20 protein-coding genes and 1 riboswitch are annotated in these 25046 nt (G+C 32.8%); of the genes, 9 read left to right on the top strand and 11 right to left on the bottom strand.

All coding sequences use genetic code 11. The features are described from left to right. The first annotated feature begins 840 nt into the window (after nt 1–840). Both FS935_RS19510 and FS935_RS23695 read left to right on the top strand, forming a co-directional pair. On the top strand, nt 841–2556 hold the full coding sequence (locus tag FS935_RS19510) for a methyl-accepting chemotaxis protein (protein ID WP_146950313.1): 1716 nt from the start codon (nt 841–843) through the stop codon (nt 2554–2556). 236 nt (nt 2557–2792) lie between these two features. Continuing rightward, a complete protein-coding gene (locus tag FS935_RS23695) occupies nt 2793–2939 on the top strand; it encodes a hypothetical protein (RefSeq protein WP_168714495.1) in 147 nt (48 codons plus the stop codon). 69 nt (nt 2940–3008) lie between these two features. Here FS935_RS23695 and FS935_RS19505 read toward each other — a convergent pair whose 3' ends face one another. Beyond that, nucleotides 3009–4121 (bottom strand): 5-methyltetrahydropteroyltriglutamate--homocysteine S-methyltransferase, encoded by a 1113-nt coding sequence (locus FS935_RS19505; RefSeq protein ID WP_146950312.1) that lies wholly within the window; start codon nt 4119–4121, stop codon nt 3009–3011. 127 nt (nt 4122–4248) lie between these two features. Further along, nucleotides 4249–4349: riboswitch (SAM riboswitch) on the bottom strand. A gap of 708 nt (nt 4350–5057) precedes the next feature. After that, nucleotides 5058–5255 (bottom strand): hypothetical protein, encoded by a 198-nt coding sequence (locus tag FS935_RS19500; protein WP_240050972.1) that lies wholly within the window; start codon nt 5253–5255, stop codon nt 5058–5060. Between the two features lie 241 nt (nt 5256–5496). Here FS935_RS19500 and FS935_RS19495 point away from each other — a divergent pair, with 241 nt between their 5' ends. Next, a complete protein-coding gene (locus FS935_RS19495) occupies nt 5497–6516 on the top strand; it encodes a phosphotransferase (protein WP_146950311.1) in 1020 nt (339 codons plus the stop codon). Nucleotides 6517–6896: 380 nt separating this feature from the next. Here FS935_RS19495 and dsdA read toward each other — a convergent pair whose 3' ends face one another. Beyond that, nucleotides 6897–8213 carry a D-serine ammonia-lyase gene (dsdA, locus tag FS935_RS19490; RefSeq protein ID WP_146950310.1) on the bottom strand — a complete coding sequence of 439 codons (1317 nt, stop codon included), beginning with the start codon at nt 8211–8213 and terminating at the stop codon, nt 6897–6899. Nucleotides 8214–8424: 211 nt separating this feature from the next. On the opposite strand from dsdA, the gene FS935_RS19485 reads away from it, so the two are divergent. Further along, complete coding sequence (locus FS935_RS19485; RefSeq protein WP_146950309.1) at nt 8425–8631, top strand: hypothetical protein; 207 nt, start codon at nt 8425–8427, stop codon at nt 8629–8631. A 29-nt stretch (nt 8632–8660) separates the two neighbouring features. Here the strand turns inward: FS935_RS19485 and FS935_RS24400 are convergent, their stop codons facing one another. After that, the gene (locus FS935_RS24400; RefSeq protein WP_338036938.1) at nt 8661–8774 is read right to left on the bottom strand and encodes a hypothetical protein; all 114 of its coding nucleotides are present in this window, start codon (nt 8772–8774) and stop codon (nt 8661–8663) included. A gap of 420 nt (nt 8775–9194) precedes the next feature. Here FS935_RS24400 and FS935_RS19480 point away from each other — a divergent pair, with 420 nt between their 5' ends. Continuing rightward, entirely contained in the window at nt 9195–9974 is a 780-nt protein-coding gene (locus tag FS935_RS19480) for an ABC transporter ATP-binding protein (RefSeq protein WP_146950308.1), read from the top strand. Nucleotides 9975–9976: 2 nt separating this feature from the next. Then, nucleotides 9977–11620 (top strand): hypothetical protein, encoded by a 1644-nt coding sequence (locus FS935_RS19475; protein ID WP_146950307.1) that lies wholly within the window; start codon nt 9977–9979, stop codon nt 11618–11620. 85 nt (nt 11621–11705) lie between these two features. Here the strand turns inward: FS935_RS19475 and FS935_RS19470 are convergent, their stop codons facing one another. From FS935_RS19470 to FS935_RS19445, 6 genes are all read right to left on the bottom strand, one after another. Next, nucleotides 11706–12971: an FtsW/RodA/SpoVE family cell cycle protein gene (locus tag FS935_RS19470; protein WP_146950306.1), complete on the bottom strand. Its 1266-nt coding sequence runs from the start codon at nt 12969–12971 to the stop codon at nt 11706–11708. A 5-nt stretch (nt 12972–12976) separates the two neighbouring features. Continuing rightward, the gene (locus tag FS935_RS19465) at nt 12977–13387 is read right to left on the bottom strand and encodes a PadR family transcriptional regulator (RefSeq protein WP_146950305.1); all 411 of its coding nucleotides are present in this window, start codon (nt 13385–13387) and stop codon (nt 12977–12979) included. Between the two features lie 2 nt (nt 13388–13389). Beyond that, nucleotides 13390–13923 carry a sigma-70 family RNA polymerase sigma factor gene (locus FS935_RS19460; protein ID WP_439116679.1) on the bottom strand — a complete coding sequence of 178 codons (534 nt, stop codon included), beginning with the start codon at nt 13921–13923 and terminating at the stop codon, nt 13390–13392. Nucleotides 13924–14145: 222 nt separating this feature from the next. Next, nucleotides 14146–14313 carry a YjcZ family sporulation protein gene (locus FS935_RS19455; RefSeq protein WP_420828009.1) on the bottom strand — a complete coding sequence of 56 codons (168 nt, stop codon included), beginning with the start codon at nt 14311–14313 and terminating at the stop codon, nt 14146–14148. A 475-nt stretch (nt 14314–14788) separates the two neighbouring features. Continuing rightward, nucleotides 14789–15259 (bottom strand): FixH family protein, encoded by a 471-nt coding sequence (locus FS935_RS19450; RefSeq protein WP_146950304.1) that lies wholly within the window; start codon nt 15257–15259, stop codon nt 14789–14791. Nucleotides 15260–15276: 17 nt separating this feature from the next. After that, nucleotides 15277–16635 carry a PepSY-associated TM helix domain-containing protein gene (locus FS935_RS19445; protein WP_146950303.1) on the bottom strand — a complete coding sequence of 453 codons (1359 nt, stop codon included), beginning with the start codon at nt 16633–16635 and terminating at the stop codon, nt 15277–15279. A 215-nt stretch (nt 16636–16850) separates the two neighbouring features. Between FS935_RS19445 and FS935_RS19440 the strand changes: the two genes are divergently transcribed. The 3 genes from FS935_RS19440 to FS935_RS19430 are packed head-to-tail and all read left to right on the top strand — an operon-like array spanning nt 16851 to nt 19505. After that, a complete protein-coding gene (locus FS935_RS19440) occupies nt 16851–17522 on the top strand; it encodes a response regulator transcription factor (protein ID WP_240050971.1) in 672 nt (223 codons plus the stop codon). A gap of 3 nt (nt 17523–17525) precedes the next feature. Further along, nucleotides 17526–18926: a sensor histidine kinase gene (locus FS935_RS19435; protein ID WP_146950301.1), complete on the top strand. Its 1401-nt coding sequence runs from the start codon at nt 17526–17528 to the stop codon at nt 18924–18926. A 21-nt stretch (nt 18927–18947) separates the two neighbouring features. Continuing rightward, nucleotides 18948–19505, top strand: coding sequence for an SCO family protein (locus tag FS935_RS19430; protein WP_146950300.1), 558 nt, complete (start codon nt 18948–18950; stop codon nt 19503–19505). A gap of 134 nt (nt 19506–19639) precedes the next feature. Here the strand turns inward: FS935_RS19430 and FS935_RS24030 are convergent, their stop codons facing one another. Then, complete coding sequence (locus FS935_RS24030; protein ID WP_240050970.1) at nt 19640–24913, bottom strand: LysM peptidoglycan-binding domain-containing protein; 5274 nt, start codon at nt 24911–24913, stop codon at nt 19640–19642. Between the last annotated feature and the right edge of the window lie 133 nt (nt 24914–25046).

Below are 25046 nucleotides of genomic sequence, written 5' to 3'. Positions count from 1 at the left end.
TCTTAATTTTTATCTTATTTGTGGTTTTACTTGTTTAAAATACATAAAAAATATAGAGAAACACATTATTCGCTTGTGAAATTTACTGTCCTTGCGGAAAAACTTTCATGATATATCTACCATCTTAAAACTGATAAATCAATCTGTTTTATAATAGGAATCTGATGTATATGCACGATCTAGAGGTATGTATTTGAAGTTGGTTTCACACGTTACTGATTTTATTTTTACTATAAACATTCATTATTGATGTACATTCATCTATTTAGCCTCCTTCTTATGTAAGCGCTATCTCAATACTACCAACAATAACTAACAATCGTTAGAAAGATCTTTAGAACGTGAAATGAATTTTTCTGAAATTTTTACAAATGTAAGTGTTTACAATTTGTAATTTTTTTAGGATTTTGTACTTTATTATAATTTGTGGATAAATATGGTGTTATTTTGTTGTTGCAAAATAACTAAACACTAATAACCATATAAATATAAAAGAAGATCTACAATACATAATTTTGTATCTCTTTTTTATATTGAATAAAATGCGTTTCACTTAAATCGTTTCTTCCCCACTCATTCTGTCATAATTTCACAACATCACTAACATGAATTTGGTTCTTTCCAATCATCTTCATATCTCAATACAATCTGAATTTACTAGAACTTCTAACTTACTGATAATAAAGTAATTGAAAACTATTAAAATAAAAAAACTGATTCCTTTTTCCTACTAATATGTTAATATATTCTTGTTATATGAGAAGCTTCAATTTTCTCTAAATTAATAGGAAAGCTAAATCTCCTCACATAATAATTACTTCACTTAGAGGATGTTGATGAATGAAGAAGAGTCTAAAAGTAAAAATGTTGCTTACCTTCTCTTTAATTGTATTAATCAGTTGTGTGGTTATAGCATTTGTAAGTTATTCTGCATCGGTTAAACTTGTTAAAAATTCTTTGAGTAATATGGCAGGCAATATTATTCAATCAGCAGAAGATTTAATAGATATTCAGAAATATGAGCAAATTACATTAGAATCAGGTGAAACAGATTACTATTTCGAACTAAGAGAACAATTAAATATCTTACGTGAAACAACAGGATTAGAATACCTTTATACGATGAACCGCAAAGAAGTTAATGGTAATTATGAATATTTTTATGTTGTCGATGGTATGCCTGTTGAAGAAGATGATGCTTCAGCACTTGGAGATAAGGAAGATGTATCCCTATCATTGGAGAAAGCTTTTGATAAAGATGTCATGCAAGTGGAAATGACGAATGACAAAGATTGGGGAGCATTAGTAACTGCCTATATACCTATAAAATCAACTACTGGAGAAGTAATTGGCATTATTGGTGCCGATCTTGATGCAACAGAAGTTTATAAGACGATGAATAAAGATAAAACGGTATTAATGATTTTTACATTTTTAATCTTACTTATTAGTTTAGTTGTTATTTTTTACTTCACTTCTTCTTTACTAAAACCATTAATTAGCCTAACCCAAAAGGTACAAAAGGTTGGTGAAGGAGATTTATCTACAGAAATACATATAAAACGATATGATGAAATTGGAACATTAGCAGTAGCTATCAATAAAATGCAACACAATCTCCGAGATTTAATATCTAACATTTCTCGTGCTACGGAATCGATTTCACATCAAGGTGAAGAGTTAACTTTATCTTCCAACAAAGTGAAACAAGATAGCCTACAAGTTGCAGCTACTATGCAAGAGCTAGCATGTGGTGCAGATGCACAGTCACGAAAATCATCTGATCTTTCACAATCGATGAAGGAGTTTCATCACCATATCATACAAGCTCATAAAGAAGGGCAATCCATAGGAGAGTCTTCTGCGATTGTAATGGATATGACAAATAAAGGTAGTAAGCATATGAATGACTCTGTACAGCAAATGGAAACAATTAATCGAATTATGAATCACTCTGTTGAAAAAGTTAAAGGACTAGATCGAAAAGCACAAGAAATCTCACAGCTTGTTGATGTTATAAATAATATAGCTGAACAAACGAACTTACTAGCACTCAATGCCGCAATCGAAGCAGCTCGAGCTGGTGAGCATGGTAAAGGTTTTTCAGTTGTTGCAAATGAAGTTAGAAAACTAGCTGAGCAAGTTTCTGGATCGGTTCAAAATATTACAACAATCGTCACAAATATCCAGGAAGAAGCAAATGGAATGTTTCACTCATTAGAAAATGGTTATCAACAGATTAAAGAAGGTACTAAACAAATTATAATTACAGGAGAAACGTTTGTTGATATTGAGCATTCATTTTCTACTATGGTTACAAGTATCTCAGCAATTTCAGAAAGTTTTGATACGATAAACAATAAAACAAATCATATCCTTACATCAATTGAAGATGTGGCAAGTATTTCGGAAGAATCAGCTGCAGGTGTTGAACAAACCTCACAATCTGTACAACAAACAACGTGTGCTATGGAAGAGATCTCATGTAATGTTCATTCTTTATTCACCCTAGCCGAACAGTTAAACAAAATGATCGGCAAATTTAAATTATCATAATGAATAGAAGGTCGGCACTTAGTGTCGACTTTTTTTAATAACCTCCTCCCTTTTTTATTAAGAAAATCTTCCTTTCTTTCGTTAATAACAATTTTATATCAGTTTTCAATAAATCATCTCAAAATGATATTTGTTTAATCTCATTTTGAGATATATAATAAAAATAAGAAAAGAAAGAAAACGTTTACATGAATGTAGCAGCTTTTGTTACTTCTCATATATTAGGAGGATTTAAAATGAGTAAATTAGCCAGAGATTCAAAAGTGAAAGAATTATTAGCAAAACAAAAATTCAATGAAAAAGAAATGTCTGAAATGACAGAACCACAGATTGAATACTATCACTGGCTCTATTTAGAGGATTCTGTTTACGATTATATGTAAGTTAAAAACTTAATGATAATAAACAGCTTTGTACATTGTACAAAGCTGTTTTCATGTTTATTTAATTGCTTAGTTCTGTACCCAAATCTCTTTTGAAATATCAACAATATACTTTAACTTTGCCCATTGCTCATCTTCAGTCAAGATATTACCATGATGTGTTGAAGCAAAACCACATTGAGGGCTGATACATAGATTTTCTAATGGTACATATTTAGTTGCTTCTTCAATACGCGCTTTTATATTTTCTTTGTCTTCTAAATTACCATGCTTTGATGTGAAAACACCTAAAACAACTCGTGGTCCATCATTTGGAATATAATTCAATGGCTCGAAATCTCCTGAACGATCATCATCATATTCTAAGAAGAAGCCGTCTACTTTCTCTTTTGCAAATAATGTTGGAGCGATTTTTGCATAGCTTCCTTCAAACGCCCAAGTTGAACGATAGTTTCCACGGCAAAGATGAGTTGTAACAATTAAATCCTCTGGTTTATCTTCTAATACACCGTTAATAACACGTAATGCTAACTCAATTAATTCTTCACGTGAAGTTCCACCAGCATCAAAATTAATATTAGGTGCATTTAAAGCGGCAATATACACATCATCTAATTGTAAGTAACGGCAACCTGCGTCATAAAAAGCTTTGATTGCATCTCGATATGTATGGATTACATCTTTTGTATAGTCCTCAATATCAGGGTAGATTTCAAGGTTACGAATTCCAGGGTTAAATAACTGATTTGGACTTGGAATCGTTTGTTTTGCTACAGCACGATCTCCAACAATTTCTTTAAATTGAATAAATTCCTTAATATGTGGATGATCTTGGTTAAACGCTACTTTTCCGATAACTCGAACATCATATCTTTCAGTTTCTTCCCCATTGAATTTAAAACCAGTTTCAGGTACATACCCTTCTACACCAGTTAAATGCTCAAGAAAATCTGTATGCCAGAACTTACGACGAAATTCTCCATCTGTCACAGCCTGTAAGCCAACCTCAATTTGTTTATCTACGATTTTTTTGATTTCTTCCGTTTCAATATTATGTAATTCTTGAGATGTAATACTACCTTCTTTATGATTCTTTCTAGCTTGATGAATTCTCTCTGGACGTAATAAGCTTCCTACGTGATCTGCTCTAAATGGTGCTGCTGATACTAATGTTTTTGTCATGTGTGTTTCTCTCCCTTAACGAAAAATTTTTAAAAAACAACGAACAACACAATGAAAACTGAAATCAAAAAACCCCTCTTCTAGTAATAAGAAGAAGGGTTAAATAAACAAATTAGTTTACCTGCTCCTCTTATCTCTAGCATTACGCTACTTGGAATTGGCACAGTACTATAAAAGTCCGCTGCCGAGGTATCATAGGGCCAGTCCCTCCACCTCTCTTGATAAGAAAAATCAAAATATTAAGTTATGAACATATCATAAACTATTCCTATAAAAATTGTCAACATTAAAATGGGTATTTTTCCTTTGGTATCAATATATTCCCATATTTCCTTTCTTTAAAACACATCAAACTGCGATTCCTGTCATTCCACCATATATAAAAATTTTTTAATAGCTTCTTTCTTTTAATCTCCATTTACGAGCAACACTTGTATCGATTTCAAGCGAAAATATTCTGTCACCCATCGTAGCACCGCTTATTGTATTATTGTCCACTTTTTAGACAAATGAAGGTTGATCATACAATATATGTTTATGTAGGAAGTGATTTTTAGAATATTGTCCCTTTTTATGACACAAACATTCACTTAAAACAGAATGGATTCCATGTTTACTCATCATTCTTTTTATAATTATCAGATAGTAATTTGCCTAGAATGATACACAAGAAAGTTAAACCTAAAAATAAACTTTTTTCATCTGTTTCCACTTTAAAGAAAGTGGGAGATATATATAATTCCAATACAAAAATAACCATAGCATTATTAATAATATTTTATAAATCACAATGATAATTCCTTTCTATATCAATTATCTGTTTACTTATATTAACATTATTACACTTGTTATTTCCTTTAATTTCCCAATAAAGTTTATATAGAATTATATTTTATTAAATAATGAACTTACTGATTTCAATAATCTAACTCATTGTCAATCAATTGCTCCATAACTCAAAAAAATGAAGTTATCCTCCAACTCTTTTTCATTAATTGATAGTCTAATTGACAGGTCTTTTGTGCGGAGAACAAATTCTTTAACACCTATGAATTCAGATTCTGCAATTAAATAAAGATGTGTACCTCTTTTTATACCTCTAAAATTTTTCTTTAGTTTATATTTTTTAATCATTGTTTTACACGAATACTCCCTTAATCAATGTATTAAATTTAGAAATGTTTATGTTTGTATATTCCTTAATTTCGCGCAAGAATTAACAATAAATGAGCTGTTCTAATTATAACTCAAATATACTTAGTGGTCTTTTATATGATAATTTCTTTAGAGTAAAGGTAGTTGTATTCGTTAAAAACAACTGTAATAATAAGTATAAAAAAGCTATTTTTTAAAAGATCAAGGAGAAGAAAAGATTATGAGTAAACTTATAGATGCAATTAACAATGTTGTAGCTCAATTTTTAGAAGATAACATGACTTGGACTGTTTCCGAAGGGAAAAGTGGTTATAATAACACCACTCGTTATATTGAAGAAAATGGCAATAAATATATTTTTCGAATTTATGAATCTCACCAAGATCTAAATAAGGTAAAACTAGAGCATGAGGTTTTATTAAAGCTTGTAAAGATACCAAATCTACCATTTCACGTTCCTGTTCCACTCATGACAAAGAATGGTGATACGATGGTTCGATTAAATGATGACTCTATGAAAATAGCGTGTATGTATCATTTTATTGTAGGTGAAAATCCTTCATTAGATCATTCAGAAATTATTACCTCGTTTGGACAAACAGCTGGTTCATTACTAAAAGCTCTAAATGAATTAAAGCTAAATAACACGATCATTTATCGACCTTATTATGAAATTGAACATACTTATCCGGACTTGCCTATTGATAAAATCGCAGAATGGTGTTCCCACCCACCACACGAATTTACCAAATATAAAAACGAGTTATTGTGGATCAAACAGCAACTAGTAGATTTTAAGCAATATGTGCCCACTCTTAAAAAGCTACCACATCAATTAATTCACGGTGATTTAAATGCATCGAATATACTACAGACTTCTGAAACAATATCGGCAATTCTTGATTTTGAGTTTGTTACGAACGATTTACGTGTGATGGAAGCTGCAGTGTGTATCTCAGAGCTAATCGTAGGAGAACAAAACAAAACACGACTTTGGGAAAATATAGAGGCCTTTGTTAACGGCTTCACTTCACTTATTTCATTAGAAAAAGAAGAAATAGAAGCACTTCCAATATTGGTTCAACTAAGAAGATTAGATGTATTCGTTCATTTTCTTGGACGTTACCTAGAAAATATTGACGATATGCATGTGTTGGAGGAACAAATCGTTAAAGCTGCAGCAAATCCTCAATGGTTACAAGAAGGTGGCGAGAACTTAAAATTGTTGTTCCGAAACTAACCTATTTACTATTCATAAGTAAATAACAATTCGTATGTTTTATTTTAAATAAAATCTTTAGCTAGGATTCAAGTATTTTCTTCCGATTTAACTATGCTATTATTATGTTTTAACTTTATCTTCGTAAAGATATAGTTTATTATAAAACCGAAAATTAACAAGAATAGTAATAAGCAATTGTTTACATCATTCCAAATTTGTTTAATGATAAGAAAAATCAAAAGAGAACCTAAAACAGAACCTAACCATAATTTAATTTGAAGATCTTTTACTTTTTTCATTCTTTTTAACTCCTTAAATAGGTAAAACAAGTGTTTTTACGAAGCATTATGTTGATAGTGAGCTAGAGTTACATCCCACAGGTTTTATTTTTAGCTTTTTTATAAGTAGCTTTTTCCTTTTTCATAATTTTCTTGATGAACACTATCAGGTAACATATTACCACCTGTTGCCCATACTATATGGGTTGGATGTTGAGAAGCAGTTTTATCATTTTCTAGTTTCATCATTCCTGGAAAGCCTGCAACAGCAGATGGCTCTAAATAGATATTTTCTATATCAACTAACAGTGATAATAACTTATAAAGATGCTGATCTTCAACTGTATAAACTCCACTGATTAGCTCTTCTAACAGCTTCCCCACAAAACCAGAGGGTCTGCCAACAGCTAATCCATCGGCTTCTGTTATGTTATCAATACCAAAATCTTGAACAGACACCTTATCATGTAATTCTGTGACTAAACCAAGAAGCATGGCAGGAGAATGAGTTGGTTCTACAAAGTAAATATGTACATTATTTTTGAAAATCAATTTCAAACCAAAAGCCACTCCTCCTGGTCCACCGCCAACTCCACATGGTAAATGAACAACAAGTGGCTTCTTTTCATTAACATTGACACCTAACTCATCAAGCTGTTTTTTTAATCGTAATGCTGCTACTGCATAGCCTAAAAAGAGATCAGTAGAATTTTCATCATCAACAAAATGCATGTTGTTATCAGCTTCTGCCTGTTTTCTGCCCTCAGCAACAGCTAAACTATAATCAAAATTGTACTCAATCACGGTAACACCTTTTTTTCTTATTAAATCTTTTTTCCATGTCTTGGCATCTGCAGACATATGAACAAATACATTAAAACCTAGCTTTGCGCTCATAATCCCAATACTAAGTCCTAAATTTCCTGTTGATCCAACAGCAATTGAATATTGAGAAAAAAGCTCCTTAAAACAAGGTTGAGCTAGAATACTATAATCATCTTGAATAGTTAACATTCCTGAATCGAGCGCAATTCCTTCCGCATGCTTTAATACCTCATAAATCCCACCCCTTGCTTTAATTGATCCTGAAATCGGCAGAAGATGATCACATTTTAAAAGCAAATCACCGCCTAGTTTTTTATTGTAAAATTGCTCCAATGCTTTTTTCATAGAAGGAATTTCCACTATTGGTGATTCAATGATTCCTGAGGAGGGTTTTGTTTCTGGAAACACGGTCATAAGAAAAGGTGCAAATCTATTTAACCTCTCCTCTGCTTCAATCACATCGTCCAATGTAAGTGAGATGTTCTTTATCACACTTTCAAACGTTTGATATTTTGGATTCAGCCATAGTGTTTCTTCTGTATGGATAATCGTTTCGATGATTGGGTGTGTTTGAATCCATTGTGTTATTGTTTTTCCATTAATTTTCTTCATCTGAATAACACCTCTTTAAAAGGAATTTCTTCAATCATTATACTAGTTTACATGAATCAAAGTATATTTGAAAATTAGGCTACAACAGAGTCTTTGGTGATTTGCGTAAAAAGAATGCTTTTAAAATGAAAAAGAACATTAAATTCAAATTGGAAAATTATGATAAAATTAAGTTGACTAGCTTCACCATAAACTGCTGGGGGATGAACATATGAAGGACTTTATTTTAGGCATCATTACTATTTCATTAACTGTTATTATCTATAATGGATTTACAACTCTTGTTGGGTTTCATTATGAAATATTCAGTGATAAATTTAATTTATTGTTAGCATTAATTGATCTTGGTATCTGGATGGTGATCTTCCTACCAATTTACAAGCTTTCTAAAAAACTACTATTGAAGGAAGAAAATTAAGGCTCATTCTTCCTCCCCTGACACATTGTTTATCTATTTTTCGATCTCCATTTGTCTTCTAAAATAGCCATTAATATAGAATCGTGATATTCATGGTCATAAAAAAGAGCATCTCTTTGTACCCCTTCTTTTTTGAAGCCAATTTTCTCATAAACTTTATAAGCTTTTTCGTTAAAAGCAAATACATTTACCTCTATTCAATGTAAATTTAAGAAACCGAATACATGTTCTAACAGGAGATTTATTGCCTCGGTTCCATATCCCTTTCCCCGATTTTCCTTTGAATCTTTTGAAATTCTAATGTTTGCATTTATATTCTATTCAAATGATTAATAGATTGAAGGGCGATATCACTAATTTCTACAGCTAAAGAATTCAATACCTCCATTACGTTAATATTCTCAATCTGAACACCTCGAGCTTAACAGAAGTTTTTTATAATAAAAGATATTCATATAACAATAATCCGTACTTTTTCTATTTCCATCTTTAGTATGTAACATAGTTAATGTTACACTAGAAAAAGAATGAAATGGAAAATTTAGACATGGGGGATATTTGTTATGGAAGAATTTATTTTAGAAATTAATGATTTGAAAAAAAGTTATGGCACAAAGTCTGTTTTAAACGGTGTGTCTCTAAAAGTGAAACGAGGAGAAATTATCGGTTATATTGGTCCAAACGGAGCTGGAAAAAGTACAACCGTTAAAATTATGTTAGGAATTGAAGACAATTATTCTGGTAGCATTAAAATCTTTGGAGAAGATATTTCTAATGAAAAAATGGAGTATAAAAACAAAATTGGATATGTGCCTGAAATTGCTGAAGTATACGACAATTTAACAGGAAGTGAATATTTAACGTTTATAGGTGAATTGTATGGACTTGATTATGATCTTGCTGATTATAAGGCGAAACGTTTAATGGAGCTATTCGGTATTGGTGAAGTCTATCACTCTCGTATTGCTTCTTACTCAAAAGGAATGAGACAAAAGCTTTTAATTATCTCAAGCTTAATACATAACCCTGAATTGTTGTTCTTTGACGAACCAATCAATGGTCTTGATGCTAACAGTGTGATGATTTTCAAAGAAATTATGACCCAGCTTGCTGCTCAAGGAAAAACGATTTTTTACTCCTCACATATTATGGATGTTGTTGAAAAAATTAGTAGTCGGATCATTCTTCTGCATGATGGGAAAATTGCAGCAGATGGCACGTTCGAAGAGCTAAGGACAGAAAGTACGGAAGGATCACTAGAGCAGATTTTTAATCAGCTTACTGGATTTAGTGAACATATAGACCTTGGCTCACGATTTGTTTCTGTTGTAAAGGAGATGTAGATATGAAGAACGATCGTACACTCAAGCTATTAGATCGATTCGAAAAAGTATTCAGAAGTTTTGATGTTGATTATAAGATGATGAGAAAAATACTACAAATTAAATTAACAATGGATGGAAGAAGAGTTCCAACAATTTTCTCACAAAATGCTAAGAAAAAAGACAAGGAAAATGACAATCAGTATATAAAATCTTTATGGATTTACGTTTTATTTGGTTTGTTTATGATCCCCTTTTTACTTATGGGTGACAATTATTTGTTTCAAATGAGTCTTTTTTATGGTATTTTCACCTTTTTTGTTATGACATCTATGATCTCAGATTTTTCATCTGTACTGTTGGATATTCGTGATCGCAATATCTTATTTCCAAAGCCTGTTAGTAGAAGAACGATTAGTACCGCTAAAATGGTACATGTTATGATTTACCTCTCTTTTCTAACGTTAGCTCTAGTTGGAATTCCATTGATTATTGGTCTTTTTGTTCATGGGTTTCTGTTTTTCTTAGTGTCAGTTGTAAACATCATTTTTATTGATTTATTTGTAGTTGCTCTTACGGCACTCATCTATTTGGCTATTTTACGATTTTTTGATGGGGAGAAATTAAAGGATATTATAAACTTTGTTCAAATAATGTTATCACTTGCGATAATGGTAGGGTATCAATTACTTGTTCGCTCATTTGAATTTATCGACTTAGCTGTCTCACTTGAACCTAAATGGTGGCAAGTATTTATTTTTCCAATGTGGTACGCAGCTAATACGGAAATGATTCTGATAGGTAAATTTCAACCATTTTATCTACTATTTTCAGCTTTAGGAGTTTTGATCCCTCTTTTAGCAATAGCGATTTATATAAAATTTAATCCTGCTTTTGAGCAAAGTCTTCAAAAGCTAACTTATCATGGAAAAGCAAAAGAAAAAAGACACAGTAAGTTTCGTCAAGTTCTTCTTGGTATTATTTGTCGGTCACAAGAAGAAAGAACGTTTTTCAAGTTTGCTAGTTTAATGATGAAAAATGAACGAGATTTTAAACTGAAGGTCTACCCTTCTTTAGGATTTTCTATTGTAATCCCTTTTATATTTATCATGAATGGTTTTAGTACAGATTTTAACGCTCTATCTACAAGTAAATCGTATTTATCCATTTACTTCAGCTTAATTGTTATCCCGACGATCATGTTATTATTGAAGTTTTCAGGAAAATATAAAGGTGCTTGGATATTCAAGGTTGCTCCAATTAATCAATTAAAGCCGATGTTTAGTGGCACAATAAAGGCATTTCTCGTGAATCTATATCTACCAGTTTACTTGATATTATCTGTAGCATTTATTGTCCTATTTGGTGTGAGAGTTACACCTGATCTTGTTGTTGTCTTTATAAATGCTTGTTTATATTCTGTCATCTGCTTCATTATCCTTAAAAAGGTCATTCCCTTTTCAGAGTCTTTTGATGCTTATAATCAAAATAGCAATGGTGGACTTTTATTTGCTTTGATGCTGTTAGCTGCAGTATTTGCTGGTCTTCATTTTATTAGTACATTGATGCCGTATGGAATTTATCTTTATCTTGTGTTATCTATCTTGCTCTTGATGATTATATGGAAGAAGGCATTTCAGATTACTTGGGAGAAGATTCATGAATAAGTCGAAGATCTTTTTTTATAGAAGAAATTTTAAATTTTCATCTTCAAAACGCTATTGATTTTTGATCAACAGCGTTTCTTTTTATTTATGCTACATGTATAATTAAGTGTTTTCTTCGATACACACTAAGTACGATCCCTATAAGAATAGAGTTTAAGACAGTTGAATGTAGTCCATAGCTGATAAAAGGTAGTGTCATCGAGATAATTGGGAAAAGTCCAAGAATCATTCCAATGTTGTACATAACTTGAATGGTAAGTAATGAACACACGCCGATTATTAATAGTTTACCGAAACGATCTTTTATACTAGTTGATACAATGATCATTCTATATAAAAGTAATAATATTGTAGCGAAAAGAAACCCAGATAATATCCAACCAAAATAAAACGTAATGTTAGCAAAAGCGAAATCTGATGTCATCCCGTTATCAAAAATGGCTTGACCTGAATTTCCAAACCATCCACCCATTGATAATAATTCTTTTAACTTGATATACATATAACCTGGACCTTGTGAATATTCATTTGGATTTAGAAAGCCTAGTAACCTATCCTTTTGGTATTCTTTTGTGTTAAACCAAAAGGTACAAACAATGGCAATAACTAAACCTAATAATACTCCAATCGTTGTATAAATAGTTTTCTTACTTTTTGAACTACAAAAAAATAACGTAAACACAAGAATAGAGTATATAAATACAGCGGATAAACTTGGTAAGCGCATAAAGAGGAATACTGAAAACAAATAGACACCAACTATTACGTATAACTTAGGTTTTTCCTTAGAAAAATAAAAGGCCCAAAAAACGAGAAAAAGAGAATAAAGCGAATTTCCACTAATAGCAAAGCCAAAAAAGGCAAGATGACCAACGCCTTGAATGACCGTATTAAGAAAAAAGGTAAGAACAAACAATAAGCCTAACGCTGCTAATAGAAAAAACCAGCCAAATCTTTTAACCTTTCTATAATCAATAAACATAACTATCAATGTCACTAAAATTCCTAATACAATATATATTACTTGTTTAATCAATAGATTTTCAGAGTAAACAGTTGAATGAATGTGAGGAAGAACTCCCATTGAAATAATAATGATGAATAGACCAAAAAGTTTCCAATCAAATATCGGTCGATACAATTTATTAAAGTGTGTTCCAAGCTCTGATGGACTACCCATCTGGCTTATTGCTTTCTCTTCAGCTTCGCTATCACTAATTCCCTTTGACACTAGCTCTGACTTTGACATTTTTATATGATAATTCAACTCTTTGTATATAACTGACTTAGCTTCTTTTGCTTTAATGAACTGTAATACTTCAGCTAGAAAGTGTTCCTTTCGATTAGTCATAACTGTTACCTCTCATATATTTCTTTTTGAAAGTATGACGTAGCATCGTTTTTATGTTCAAGCTTTTTTAATAATTTCAATCCTTTATTATTAAGCTCATAAAGCTTTATATCATCATCTTCCCAATATATATTCAAGTAACCCTTTTGTTCGAATTTATGTAAAGACATGTAAAGAAGACCCTCTTCATTTTCAAATCTTTCTATCCCTCTTGCACGCATTAATCTACTTAATTCAAAACCTGATCGTTTTAGCTTCAGTAGCTGAAAAACCGCCAATAATATTTCTGCCTCTGACGTTGTTTGAATTTGTTTCATTCTCTGTCTAATGCTTTTTTTATGTTCTTCTGTAAAATTAAGCTCTTGTAATACAGTTCTTTTCATAGCGTGTTTAAATTGTTTCAATTGATCATCCATATCTATACCTCCAAACACTCTTTTAAGATTTCCTTGGCTCTCTTCAGCCTGGTTTTAATCGTATTTTGATTCACATTTGTCAGATTGGATATTTCCTTAATCGATCGTTCCTCAAAATAAAATAAATAGATTACTTCCCTGTATGTATCTGGTAAACTGAACACCGTTTTCACTAAATGTTCATCTTCATATTTTTGAAAAACTTGTTGTTCTACTTCATTATCTCTACTTGAAGTTTGTTTGTCCTGCTCATCAGAAACAACGATATGTTTATAATGCCAGCTTCTTAAATAATCTTTACAATGATTGATCGCAATTTTCCAGAGCCACGTTTTTAATGAAGATTTATTCTGATATTGATCTAATCTTTGATAACACTTCACAAATATATCCTGAGTAAGATCTTCTGCAACCTCTTTATTCCCTACATAGGAGTAGGCAAGATGTAATATTGCATTTCCATATTGATCCATTAATTGATCTATTAATTTTTCTCTATCATTTATAATAAGGTGTTGAGTCATACTTTCTTCCAATGTAATCTGCTCCCTTCCATACATTAGACGATGCTAAAATAATAAAAGTTTTGGCACTTCTTAATTTTTTACCGTTTATTTATAATATCTTGGTTTACGTAGGTTGTAAAAATATAATAATTTCGTTTTACCACTATAGTGAATAGTAAATCAATGACTCTATAAAAAACAACATAATAAAAAAAGACACTAATTCATAGTGTCTTTTTTTACGTATTTGTGTTAACAATTACTACCATAAATCGTTGCACCTATAATGATTAGTAAAATAAATAACACAACGATAAGCGCGAATGTATTATTAGGTCTATAAGTTGGTGCAGGAGCACAATATCCGTAACCGTAAGCAGGAGCTTCATACGTATATGGCATGATAGGCTGATGAGGCATATTTGCTGCTGCATTCATATGTGGAGTGTTTGCCCCAGCTAAATGTGGACTGTTGTTTTCGTAACCGTACATTTATACATCTTCCTTTCGATTGTTAAAAGTATCACTCGAAATAGTATATACGTTTATCGAACTTTGGAGCCCGTCTAGTTGGAGAAAGTATTCATGAAACAGCCTAAAATGAAGCCCATTTTTTAATTGTAGGTGTTTCCTACTACCGGTAAGTCAACTAACCATCTAACGAATCCTCTTCACTGCCATGCTTGCTTAGTTATTGACCATCAAACTCAGTTTGCACGTCATCTTTTCATAATTACGTGTCAAGCTCTCTTTTTTATCGACCATTCTTTGATCTTTTCACGCCACTCATCATGTTGTCGACCATCAATCTCGGTTTACACGTCATCTTCTCATCTTTTCACGCCTTATTTATCGAATGCAAGCTATCTAATTCAGATGATAATGAATTTTACATTTAATGGTGGGAATCGTGTCCTTCTACATCCGGTTTTGTGCCATTTAATAAAAATGCCACATCCTTCTCCGTTAAGCTCCCAACTACAAATTGCTTTTGAGGAATGATGATCGATCCATTGCTGCTCGCATGTATTTTAATAAAATATAGACCTTCCTGTTCAAGCTCTTTACTTAAACTGTAAATACCGTTTCCTTCTTCAACAGCTTCTTCCATTGAATGATAAACAGTTCCTTCTTGATTCCAAATTTCAAAATGAACAAAGTCTGGGTTTTCTACTGCTTTTCCAGCTTGAGTTAATTGAACTTTGAAGTTTGTATTTTCATTAACAGTAATTGTCTCAGGAAGAAGAATATCAATGTTAATAGGTGATTCCTGAGGGTATAACATGGCAACATCTTTTTGATTCGAACATGCACTTAGAAATAATAGTAATAACATAAGTAATAGATAGAAAGATTTATTTCTCATTTTTGTACCCTCCTTTATTAAGCATTGAAAGTCTTCTTCAAATTTGAACTTCTTTGGATGATCAACAAATCTATTAACCACACAATGATCAGAGTCAATCCTACTAATGGGAAGATCAAGCCAAGTACAATTAAAAGAATTAAATATGATTTCATTTTTAATGCACTTGGTGCTTTAGGTGCGCTAATGTCGTGTTTCTTTTTGCGAAGAAGCCATAAATAATATCCGCTTAATGCGACAAAAATAATTCCCCAGCAGATTAAAAGACTAATAATTTGGTTGAACCAACCAAATTGTGTTCCTTTGTGTAAAGTAATTCCCAAGGCAACAATTTTTCCTACAATTCCATAGTTATTAAAATGATAGTCAGTCAAAATGGCTCCTGTGTATTGATCAACATGCATTGTTAGTTCATCTTGTGCTTTAGGTGGATAAGCTGATAACGTATATACTCCACTCGGTTCACTTGGCAAATAAATTGAATAACTAAGATCAATTCCTTCTCTGTTTGCTATTGTGACAACTTCATCGATTGATATCGGAGTAAACCCCTCAACATCTGAAGAAGGAATGTCTAAATTTTCAGCTGCCCAAGGTACATCTGCAATATCCTTTGTTTTAATTGTAGATGTTGGAGCTTCACCACTCCAAACTGAAGGTGGATATCCTACACCAGATTGTGTTGCTATATTTTGAAATTGAGTTCCCCAAAATCCAGACCATGGAAGTCCTGTCATAATTAAAAACACCATTCCTCCAGCAATCCAAAACGCAGGAACAGCATGCAAGTCTCTAACTAGTATCTTCTTTCCTTTATTAAATCGTGGAATAAGGACTCCTGAAATAGCAAATTTCTTTTTCGGGACCCATAAATATAATCCAGTTATAACGAGAATAACTCCCCAACACGCTGCTAGCTCAACAATTCGATCACCAAGTGTTCCAGCCATTAATTCACCATGGAATTCTTCCACTTTATCCATGATTTTGTCATCGTTATTTAATTCGGCGATTATTTTACCTGTATAAGGATCACTATAAACTGTTAGCCATTTCCCATCATTTATTACACTTACTTCACTAGATCGATTATCGGTTTCACCAGGTCGATACTTCGTCACAAGTCCATCTGGATATTTTTCTTTCACTTTCTCGATCTGTTCAGAAGCTAAGACTCTATCTTCCTGAGGTGTTACCTCGTAAAGATCTTTGTAAATCAAATTCTCAATTTGAGGCTTGTACAAATAAATCGAGCCTGTAAATGCAAGAATAATCAGAAACGGTGCAAAAATAAGAGCTGCGTAAAAGTGCCATCTCCATACTGTTTTATATAATGATTGAGTTTGTTTATCAGGTTTTATCTTCTCTTTCGTCATTCTCTATAACTCCTCTTCAATTAGTTTTCTATGATAACATCATAAAAAACTAATGTGTTGAAAAAGTGAAGAAATTGAACTTTTTTGTTGTTGTTTTTAATGCAGTAGTAGATTTCTAGTGAAGAAAGATCTCAATTCCACAAAAACTTCACAATTTGTCTTTATAATTAGGTGTATGATAAATAATCAGATTGTTAATGAGTGAGGTACGTAAGATGGATTTAACCATAATGATTGTTGATGATGAAGAACAAATGAGAAATCTCGTGCAAACTTTTCTATTAAAGGAAGGTTATACAGTTTTACAAGCAACAGATGGAATCGATGCTCTTACAAAAATAAAAAACAACATACCTGATCTTCTTATAGTTGATGTGATGATGCCTTTTATAGATGGATTCACATTTGCTAGTGAAGTAAAGAAAATTCACGATATTCCGCTTATCTTTTTAACAGCTAAAGGAGAAGAATGGGATAAAGTTCATGGATTAAAATTAGGTGGTGATGATTATATTGTGAAGCCATTTCATCCAGGTGAATTGTTAGCCAGAATTGAATCTGTTCTTCGAAGAGCAAAAGTTTCATCACTTCCTTCTTCAAGATTAATTTTAGGACCACTCGCTATCGATACTGCTTCACATACTGTTAAATTAGAGGATCAACCACTTTCATTTACTTTAAAAGAATATGAACTATTATTTCTCTTAGCAAAAAATAAAGGAAAGCTATTTTCAAGAGAACAGCTTTTACAATCCATATGGGGAGATTATTACACAGGTAGCGAAAGAACTGTTGATACACATATAAAAACTCTGCGTTTAAAACTAAAGCAGCATGGATCTCTTATTCAAACTGTTTGGGGAAAAGGTTATAAATTTGAGGTGTAAAAAGTGAGGAATTTCTCATTAAGTAAAAAAGTATTTCTTCTTATATTTCTTAGTATTAGCTGCACCATATTGTTTTCATTTTTCTTTTTGCATTTTTTATATAAAGATTTATACCTAAAAAGCATTCGGGAATCTGTTATATATCAAGGTGAAAATACAGCATCCCATTTTCATTATGGATCATTAAATGAAGATATTATTGAAAAAATTCATTGGTTTAATATTGTCTCTGAATATGAGGTTATCGTGGTGAATTCGGTTGATGAACTAAAGGTTCTTTTTCCCTATCAAATCGCAAATAGCACATTAATAAGTCCTGAAGATCAAGCAACATTAGCTAAAGGAAATTACATCCTAAAAGAAGGCTATGTTTCTGAGTTTGATCGAAATATCGTTGGAGCGATGTTTCCCATTCAAAGTCAATCAGATTTGATCGGAATTGTATATATATATGTTCCTTTAGCCGAATTACATGATGTGTTTGAAGAGAGTCTTCCAATTCTTATTTTAGCAGGAAGCATCTTTTTCATTATCTTGTTGTTGATAGTTAATAAAATTAGGCTTTCTCTTTTTAAACCATTAACATCGATGCAAAATTTATCTGGGGAGATCGCAAAAGGTAATTACTCAAATCGTATCAGATCAACAAATTCAGATGAAGTGGGAAAACTGGCCGAAGCATTTAATTCAATGAGTTCATCATTGGAGGAACAAGAAACACGAAAAAAAGAGTTTCTTTCCAATATTGTTCATGAACTAAGAACTCCTCTTACATATATTAATGGCTATACTCATGCACTCAAGCAGCAGCTATATGAATCAAAGGAAGAAAGGGATAGCTATTTAACAACAATTGAAAAAGAAACGAATCGGCTTAACCAAATTCTACATGATTTAATCGAGCTCAATCATTTAGAGGAAAATTTATATGTAGTAGATCAAGAGCCCATTGCAATAGCCCAGGTTCTTTTAGATACAATTGATCTTTTTAAAATACGTTTATCTGAGAATAACCTATTGTGCAGAACTTCCATTCAGGAAGATATCATCATTGTCGGAGATGTTAAACGAATGCAGCAGGTTATGTATAACATGATCGATAATGCGATTAAATACTCATCACAAAATGGTGAAGTGTTTATTGAATTAAAAGAGCAACATAACATGATGGTTCTTTCTGTTACCAACAAAGGCCAAGGTATTAACAAGGAAGATATTGATAGAATTGGAGAACGTTTTTTCAGAACAGATAAAGCTAGAAGTCGATCTACTGGTGGTACAGGCTTAGGATTATCAATTGTCAAACAAATTATAGCTTTACACAACGGCACCTTTTCGATCACAAGTGAAAGTTACGAAGGAACAGTTGTGACAATTAAACTACCCCTCATTTCCTATGATTAGCAAATCGTATCGGAGGATTTTATGAAAAAAACTTTACTATTACTCATTTTTTGTTGTTTACTATTGTCTGCTTGTAACGGTAACAAAGAAGCAGCTTTTCAAATGGAGCCATTTTCGTATACTAACCAAAATGGACAATCCTTTGGTTCTGAAAATCTTAAAGGTAAGGTGTGGATTGCAAATTTTATTTTCACCAATTGTGATACGGTTTGTCCACCAATGACAGCAAATATGGCAGCTCTTCAAAAAGAACTAAAAAACCAAAATCTTGATGTTGAGCTTGTTTCCTTTAGTGTGGATCCAACAATTGATACACCTGATGTATTAAAAAAATACATGGACAAATTCACAACGAATTCATCCAATTGGCATATGCTGACTGGTTATAACCAAGCTGAAATCGAAGCATTTGCAAGAGAGGAATTTCAAACACTTATTCAAAAGCCCTCTTCTTCTGATCAAGTTATTCATTCAACAAGCTTTTATTTGATCAATCAACAGGGTGAGGTTGTTAATAGCTATGGCTTTCAGCAAAGTCATTTTGAGGAAATAGTTGCTGCGATAAGAGAACTAAACTGATCTAAGTAAGAGTTTCTTTATTTTTCTCCAATCATCAAAGTGGTAGAAATCAATACCAAGCTTTAAACTTTGTTTTAAAATAATGTACTAAATAAGAGCGCAGTCAATCTGCGCTCTTATTTTTATAACTAAAATCATGTAGCACTAGGAATCACTAGTACTTGCCCGACATAAATCATATCTGAGGATAAATGATTTTCTTCCTTAATCGCTGTAACCGTAGTATTAAACTTTTTAGCAATCAATGATAGAGAATCACCACTTAACACTTTATACGTAGTTGTACTAACAGTAACCTCAGTAACTGGTTCTTGTTGTTTTTGAGGCAGCTTTAAAATTTGACCAATTGTTAAAGAATCTGATGATAATCCATTGATTTCTTTTATTGTTTGAACCGTTGTATTATTTCTTTGGGCAATTAGCCATAGTGTGTCACCTGCTACTACTCTGTATTCCAAATAACTAGGTGATGTGACAGCTGTTGTTGCTACTGCTAATGTTTGTGGAAGTGATGTGGCATACGTTTTCCATACTTCTGTGTTTTCCTGGCCAATACTCCAGTTTCCTACACCTTTGAGGTTATATTGACTAACTAGAGATAGCTTATGTGAAATGGATTCTTCGTTTTCGAACCATATTTCGTATGTGCCTGGTTCAAGAGTGTTTCCACCAATAACAGTTACCGGATCACCTTCTCGAATCGTAATGATCGCTTTTGGTGTTTTACTTAATTCATCGAATATGACTTCACCATCGTATCTGTCAATCATCATTTGCACTTGAGAGTTTGAGATACCATGTCCTCCATATGAAGCTCCTTCCATCCAATACCTTCCAAAATGTGCCACACCTAGAACGATCTTATCACTGGAAACATTTTGACTTAATGCATATTGAACAGATCTCTCCACCCAATTATAGCTTGCAACTGAGCCTGCTTCTCCACCAGGATAGCTTTCATCATAACTCATAATCATAAGGTAATCAGCGTATTTGGCTAGCTCTGTATAATCATAGGAACCATGCCAACCAGTTGTCCATCCATTTGGATTTGCTGCAACAGCAACAGATACTTCCTTTGTACTTGGAATTTTCTCACGTAAAAGACGAACAAACTCTGTATAATCTTGACGATCCTCAGCTGTGACATTTTCAATATCAACATTCACACCGTCTAAATTGTATCGTTCGATAGCATCTGCTATTTGCTGTGCTGCTAGTTCTTTATTTGCTAGCATCGCACGTCCAAGTTCTCGATCCCAATGATTACTTAAGAAAGGAACAACTCGTTTTCCTTGCATATGCATCATCGATATAAAAGAAGCATCTACTTGATACGTGAGTTTTAAAGTTCCATCAGGATGAATATCAAAGTAACTCGGCGCCACAACATTTACTGAATGTGAAGTTGAATTTACCATATTGATATAATCTTTTGTATTCCCAAAATACATATAACCTAAATTAATCACTTCACTAGCACTAATAGGCAATAACAGCTGTTGGTTTGCGGATACAATACTGCTTGAAAGCTGATTAAGAGATGTTAGTGCTACAACGGATGTGTTATACCTTTTCGCAATATCCTCTAGTGTTTCTCCTTCACTAACTGTATGAGCTTGAAGAGTAATTGTTTTGATTTCACTTATATTTCCTGCCAAATCTGTTTGTGAGATGGATACTGTAATATTTCCTCTTGCTTCTAAAACATCTAGATACATGGAAATTGTGTAAAAGCCATTGTTGTCTGCTTCTGAAGAAGTGGTTAAAAGACTTTCTCCATTTTGATTCCTAACTCCCACATCAATTGTAGCATTTGGCTCAGCTGTTCCAATCAATGTATAAACCGACTGAAGGTTTTCATAGCGAAATCCATTTTTAGAAACGATCGGCTCTTTTATCATTGAATCTTTTTCAATCGTAGATGCCTGTACAATGCTTGTATTTCCTGCTCTGTCTCTCTGTGTGATCGTAAAAGTAATGACCCCTTCTTTTAGTGTTGAAAGATCAAGATCTGTAGAAAAGCTTCCATTTATAACTAAAGCTGTTTCTTCCAATGTTGTACTTCCATCAGTTGCTGTAATTGTAACAGTCGCTCCTTCTTCAACACTTGCTCCACTAACTTTATATGCACTCATATTTTCTTGATTAATATATGGCGCCACTGTCACAACCGCTTCTGCAGGTGAAGTTGTATCTTTTGTTATAATAGCAGGCCTAAGCTCTCCTACGTTACCAGCAGAATCTTTTGTTTGAAGAGAGACATGAATTTCTCCATCGGTTAGCGTACTCATATCAACGTTCATTTCAAAAACTCCATTTTCATCTGATTCGACTGTTTGTGTTAGTGTATTTTCACCATCAGAAAATAGCAAAGAAAGTGATGTGTGTGGATCAGCCACACCGCTGACTTGATAATTGTAAACATTCCCACTAAAAATTGATCTTAAGGCATTCAACTCTACATTCGTCGGTGATATCGTGTCTTTTATTAAAACTTTAGAAATAGACTCACCTTTATTTCCCGCCGAATCGGATTGAGTAAGAGTGAATAGAATATCTCCATCATTGAACGATGATAAATCAACCGGAATCGTAAACTCTCCTGATTCATCCGATGTTGTTTCTAGATCAATGGAATGGTCATTCTGTTGAATAATTGTTATGCTGATAAGCGCATTTTCTTCAGCACTTCCAGATAAGTCATAGGCATATTGATTTTCACTGTTAATGTAGGAAGAATTATGAAAAGTTGGAGCAATTGGTATTCCAACATCTTTGACTAATCTATTTTCAGCACCTTCACTCTTGATTCCCGCTACACTCGTTTGAAAAGCAGTTACAATGATTTCTTCATCCTGCAAAGCACTTAGATCTACTATAACTTCATATTCTCCATCCTCATTTGCTGTTGTTTCCACATTTTCCACTGTATTATTTTTGTCTGTAAAAGTCATCAAGATTGCTGCCCCTGGAAGAGCAAAGCCTGCGATCGAAACATTTGTTTCATTTTCAATGTTAATATAAGAAGGCAACTCTAAATTGAGAGGACTAACGAAGGTATTTTTACCAATCGTCCCTTGATAAACACTACTTTTATTCTCTAGTTCGTCAATTGAGTAAGAATTTATGGTTAGATTGCCCTCATTAAGAGAGCGAAGATCAACACTTCCGGCAAACCTGCCATTTTCATCAGCTCTCATTTCTTTCTCTATTGTTTGATTTTGTTCATCTCTGATCGATAGAATTACCACTGCATTTTCTTCAGTTAAACCACTCAGTTGATATTGATGTGCGTTTTGTGAAGTAACATCATCAACAAGCTCTAAAATCGGTTCACTACTTTTCGTATCCTTTTCAACTGAAATTGTTGCGGCTTCACTTTTATTTCCAAAAGCATCTGTTGAAATAGATGTAATCGTGATACTTCCATCATTAAGAGTTGAGAGATCTAGCGTTTGTTGAAAGGTACCTGTTTCATCTGTTTTCACTTCTTCTCTAACTTCTTGAATTCCGTCTGTTGCTGTTAGCAAAATCGAGGTATTCATCTCACTACTTCCTTCGACAACAACATTTGTTGACGAATTTAAATTAATAAAAGAAATCGGTACCATTCTAGGTATAGCAGTTGTTGTATCTTTTGTCACAATCTTTGTTGTCGCATCACTTTCATTTTTTGATGAATCAATGGCTTTAGCAGTAATCGTGATATCTCCATCTTGTAATGATGACACATTGATAAACATTTGAAATTCTCCGCGTTCATTTGCGATCGTTTCGGTACTAATATTTTTTGTATGATCTGAAGCGGTAATACTTACCATTGAACCGGCATCTGCTGTACCAGATATAGAATACGAATTCATATTTTCTTGTTTCATAACAGGTGTTGTTATCGATGGTGTTGTTGATAACGTATCTTTCTTCACAGCAACCTCTACCTCGTTACTTTTATTACCAGCACGATCGATTGCAATTGCAGTGACAGTGATAATACCATCATTGAGCATTGATATATCTACATTTTGTTGATAATGACCATTATTATCAGCTTCAAATTCAAAGCTTTTAGAATTTTGTTGTTGATCATTGATCCTTACTACGATTGTTGCATTTTCTTCAGATGTTCCAGACAGTGATACATTTGATGTAAGATACTGGTTAATTACATTTGGGACTTCTATTACTGGAGCAGTTGGTGCAATCGTATCAGTTGGTGCTTGTTGTGCTGATTGCGGTATCGTTAACACTTGCCCAATATAAATGATATCTGTTGTTAATTTATTATTTTCTTTTAGCGCAGTGACGGTTGTATTGAATTTCTTAGCAATAAGAGATAAAGAATCTCCGGAAACCACAGTATAAGTTGAAGTAGACACTATTGGAGCGTTTTCTTCTTTTACAATCTCAGGTGTGACTACCATCTCTTGATTTGTAGGAATTTTTAAAACCTGTCCTACCCGAATGACTGTAGAAGTTAGCTGATTGTTCTCCTGAATTGAAGCTACAGTTGTAGAAAATCTTTTAGCAATAAGTGATAACGAATCACCTGCAACAACCGTGTAAGTAGTAGCATTTTCTGGTGGTACTGGTTCAGGAGAATTTGTTGGTTCTTGTATAACAGTTTCTTGAACAGGCTTTGTAACAACCAAAACCTGACCAACGTAAATCATATCTGTTGTTAAATTGTTTAATGTTCTTAAGTTTTCGACAGTTGTATTCAATTTTTTAGCAATCAGTGAAAGAGTATCACCTGATACAACTGTGTATGTATCTTCTTTTATGACAGGTTCAATCGGTCTTGAAACTGGTTCCTGCACAGGTGTTGATATGTTAAGTGGTATTTTAAGTTTTTGACCTATGTTAATCGTATAAGATGTTAATTCATTAAACGAAGCAATTTGTTCAGTTGTTGTATTGTAGCGTTTGGCAATCAATGAAAGACTGTCCCCTGATACAACGGTATACGTGAAAAAAGGTAATTTTAACGTTTGTCCAATGAAAATTGTATCAGAAGTTAAATTATTTAACGTCTTGATTGTGGAAATAGAAACGTTAAATTTTTTGCCTATTAAAGATAAACTATCACCTGGAGCAACCTTGTACGTATCGTGTTGTACTCCTTGTAGTGTTTGTGCACTAACCATTTTTTGATTCTGTAAACCAGGTGTTCCATAAAAATATAAAGTGGTCACAATAATGGTACCCGCCATAACTTTTGCCGTTTTAATTGGAATGTTGGGAAATTTTGTTTTGATCAGCTGTCGAATGTTTTTTTGTAAATCTTGTTTTTCTATTTGCAACGAATGAAATTCATCTGAAAACTCTGTTAAGTAAGAGTCAAGATAGATAATAAGAGTATAATTATTTTGCTGATCTAACTTTACTTCATAGCGATCAAACTTCATGAGAAAAAACACCTCTATCGTTAAAATCTTACTTATTAGGTTTTACCTACATGTTCATCTTTCATGCATTTTTAGGATTGTTATTTTTATCAGGACCTTCTGTACCACTTCTATTACGTATATAAATTTTCCT

This window comes from Metabacillus litoralis, assembly GCF_007994985.1.
In the GTDB taxonomy this organism is placed as follows: Bacteria; Bacillota; Bacilli; order Bacillales; family Bacillaceae; genus Metabacillus; species Metabacillus litoralis.
The sequence above is the reverse complement of the archived record's forward strand: the minus strand, read 5'-3'. Positions and strand labels throughout refer to the sequence as shown.

Coding starts and splice junctions, on each gene's coding strand:
- dsdA (WP_146950310.1), bottom strand. CDS start 8,213: ATGAAGAAAATTAATGGAAAAACAATAACACAATGGATTCAAACACAC.
- FS935_RS19430 (WP_146950300.1), top strand. CDS start 18,948: ATGAAAAAAACTTTACTATTACTCATTTTTTGTTGTTTACTATTGTCT.
- FS935_RS19445 (WP_146950303.1), bottom strand. CDS start 16,635: ATGACGAAAGAGAAGATAAAACCTGATAAACAAACTCAATCATTATAT.
- FS935_RS19450 (WP_146950304.1), bottom strand. CDS start 15,259: ATGAGAAATAAATCTTTCTATCTATTACTTATGTTATTACTATTATTT.
- FS935_RS19510 (WP_146950313.1), top strand. CDS start 841: ATGAAGAAGAGTCTAAAAGTAAAAATGTTGCTTACCTTCTCTTTAATT.
- FS935_RS19455 (WP_420828009.1), bottom strand. CDS start 14,313: ATGCCTCATCAGCCTATCATGCCATATACGTATGAAGCTCCTGCTTAC.
- FS935_RS19495 (WP_146950311.1), top strand. CDS start 5,497: ATGAGTAAACTTATAGATGCAATTAACAATGTTGTAGCTCAATTTTTA.
- FS935_RS19440 (WP_240050971.1), top strand. CDS start 16,851: ATGGATTTAACCATAATGATTGTTGATGATGAAGAACAAATGAGAAAT.
- FS935_RS24030 (WP_240050970.1), bottom strand. CDS start 24,913: ATGAAGTTTGATCGCTATGAAGTAAAGTTAGATCAGCAAAATAATTAT.
- FS935_RS19475 (WP_146950307.1), top strand. CDS start 9,977: ATGAAGAACGATCGTACACTCAAGCTATTAGATCGATTCGAAAAAGTA.
- FS935_RS19470 (WP_146950306.1), bottom strand. CDS start 12,971: ATGACTAATCGAAAGGAACACTTTCTAGCTGAAGTATTACAGTTCATT.
- FS935_RS19485 (WP_146950309.1), top strand. CDS start 8,425: ATGAAGGACTTTATTTTAGGCATCATTACTATTTCATTAACTGTTATT.
- FS935_RS19505 (WP_146950312.1), bottom strand. CDS start 4,121: ATGACAAAAACATTAGTATCAGCAGCACCATTTAGAGCAGATCACGTA.
- FS935_RS19480 (WP_146950308.1), top strand. CDS start 9,195: ATGGAAGAATTTATTTTAGAAATTAATGATTTGAAAAAAAGTTATGGC.
- FS935_RS19500 (WP_240050972.1), bottom strand. CDS start 5,255: ATGATTAAAAAATATAAACTAAAGAAAAATTTTAGAGGTATAAAAAGA.
- FS935_RS19465 (WP_146950305.1), bottom strand. CDS start 13,387: ATGGATGATCAATTGAAACAATTTAAACACGCTATGAAAAGAACTGTA.
- FS935_RS23695 (WP_168714495.1), top strand. CDS start 2,793: ATGAGTAAATTAGCCAGAGATTCAAAAGTGAAAGAATTATTAGCAAAA.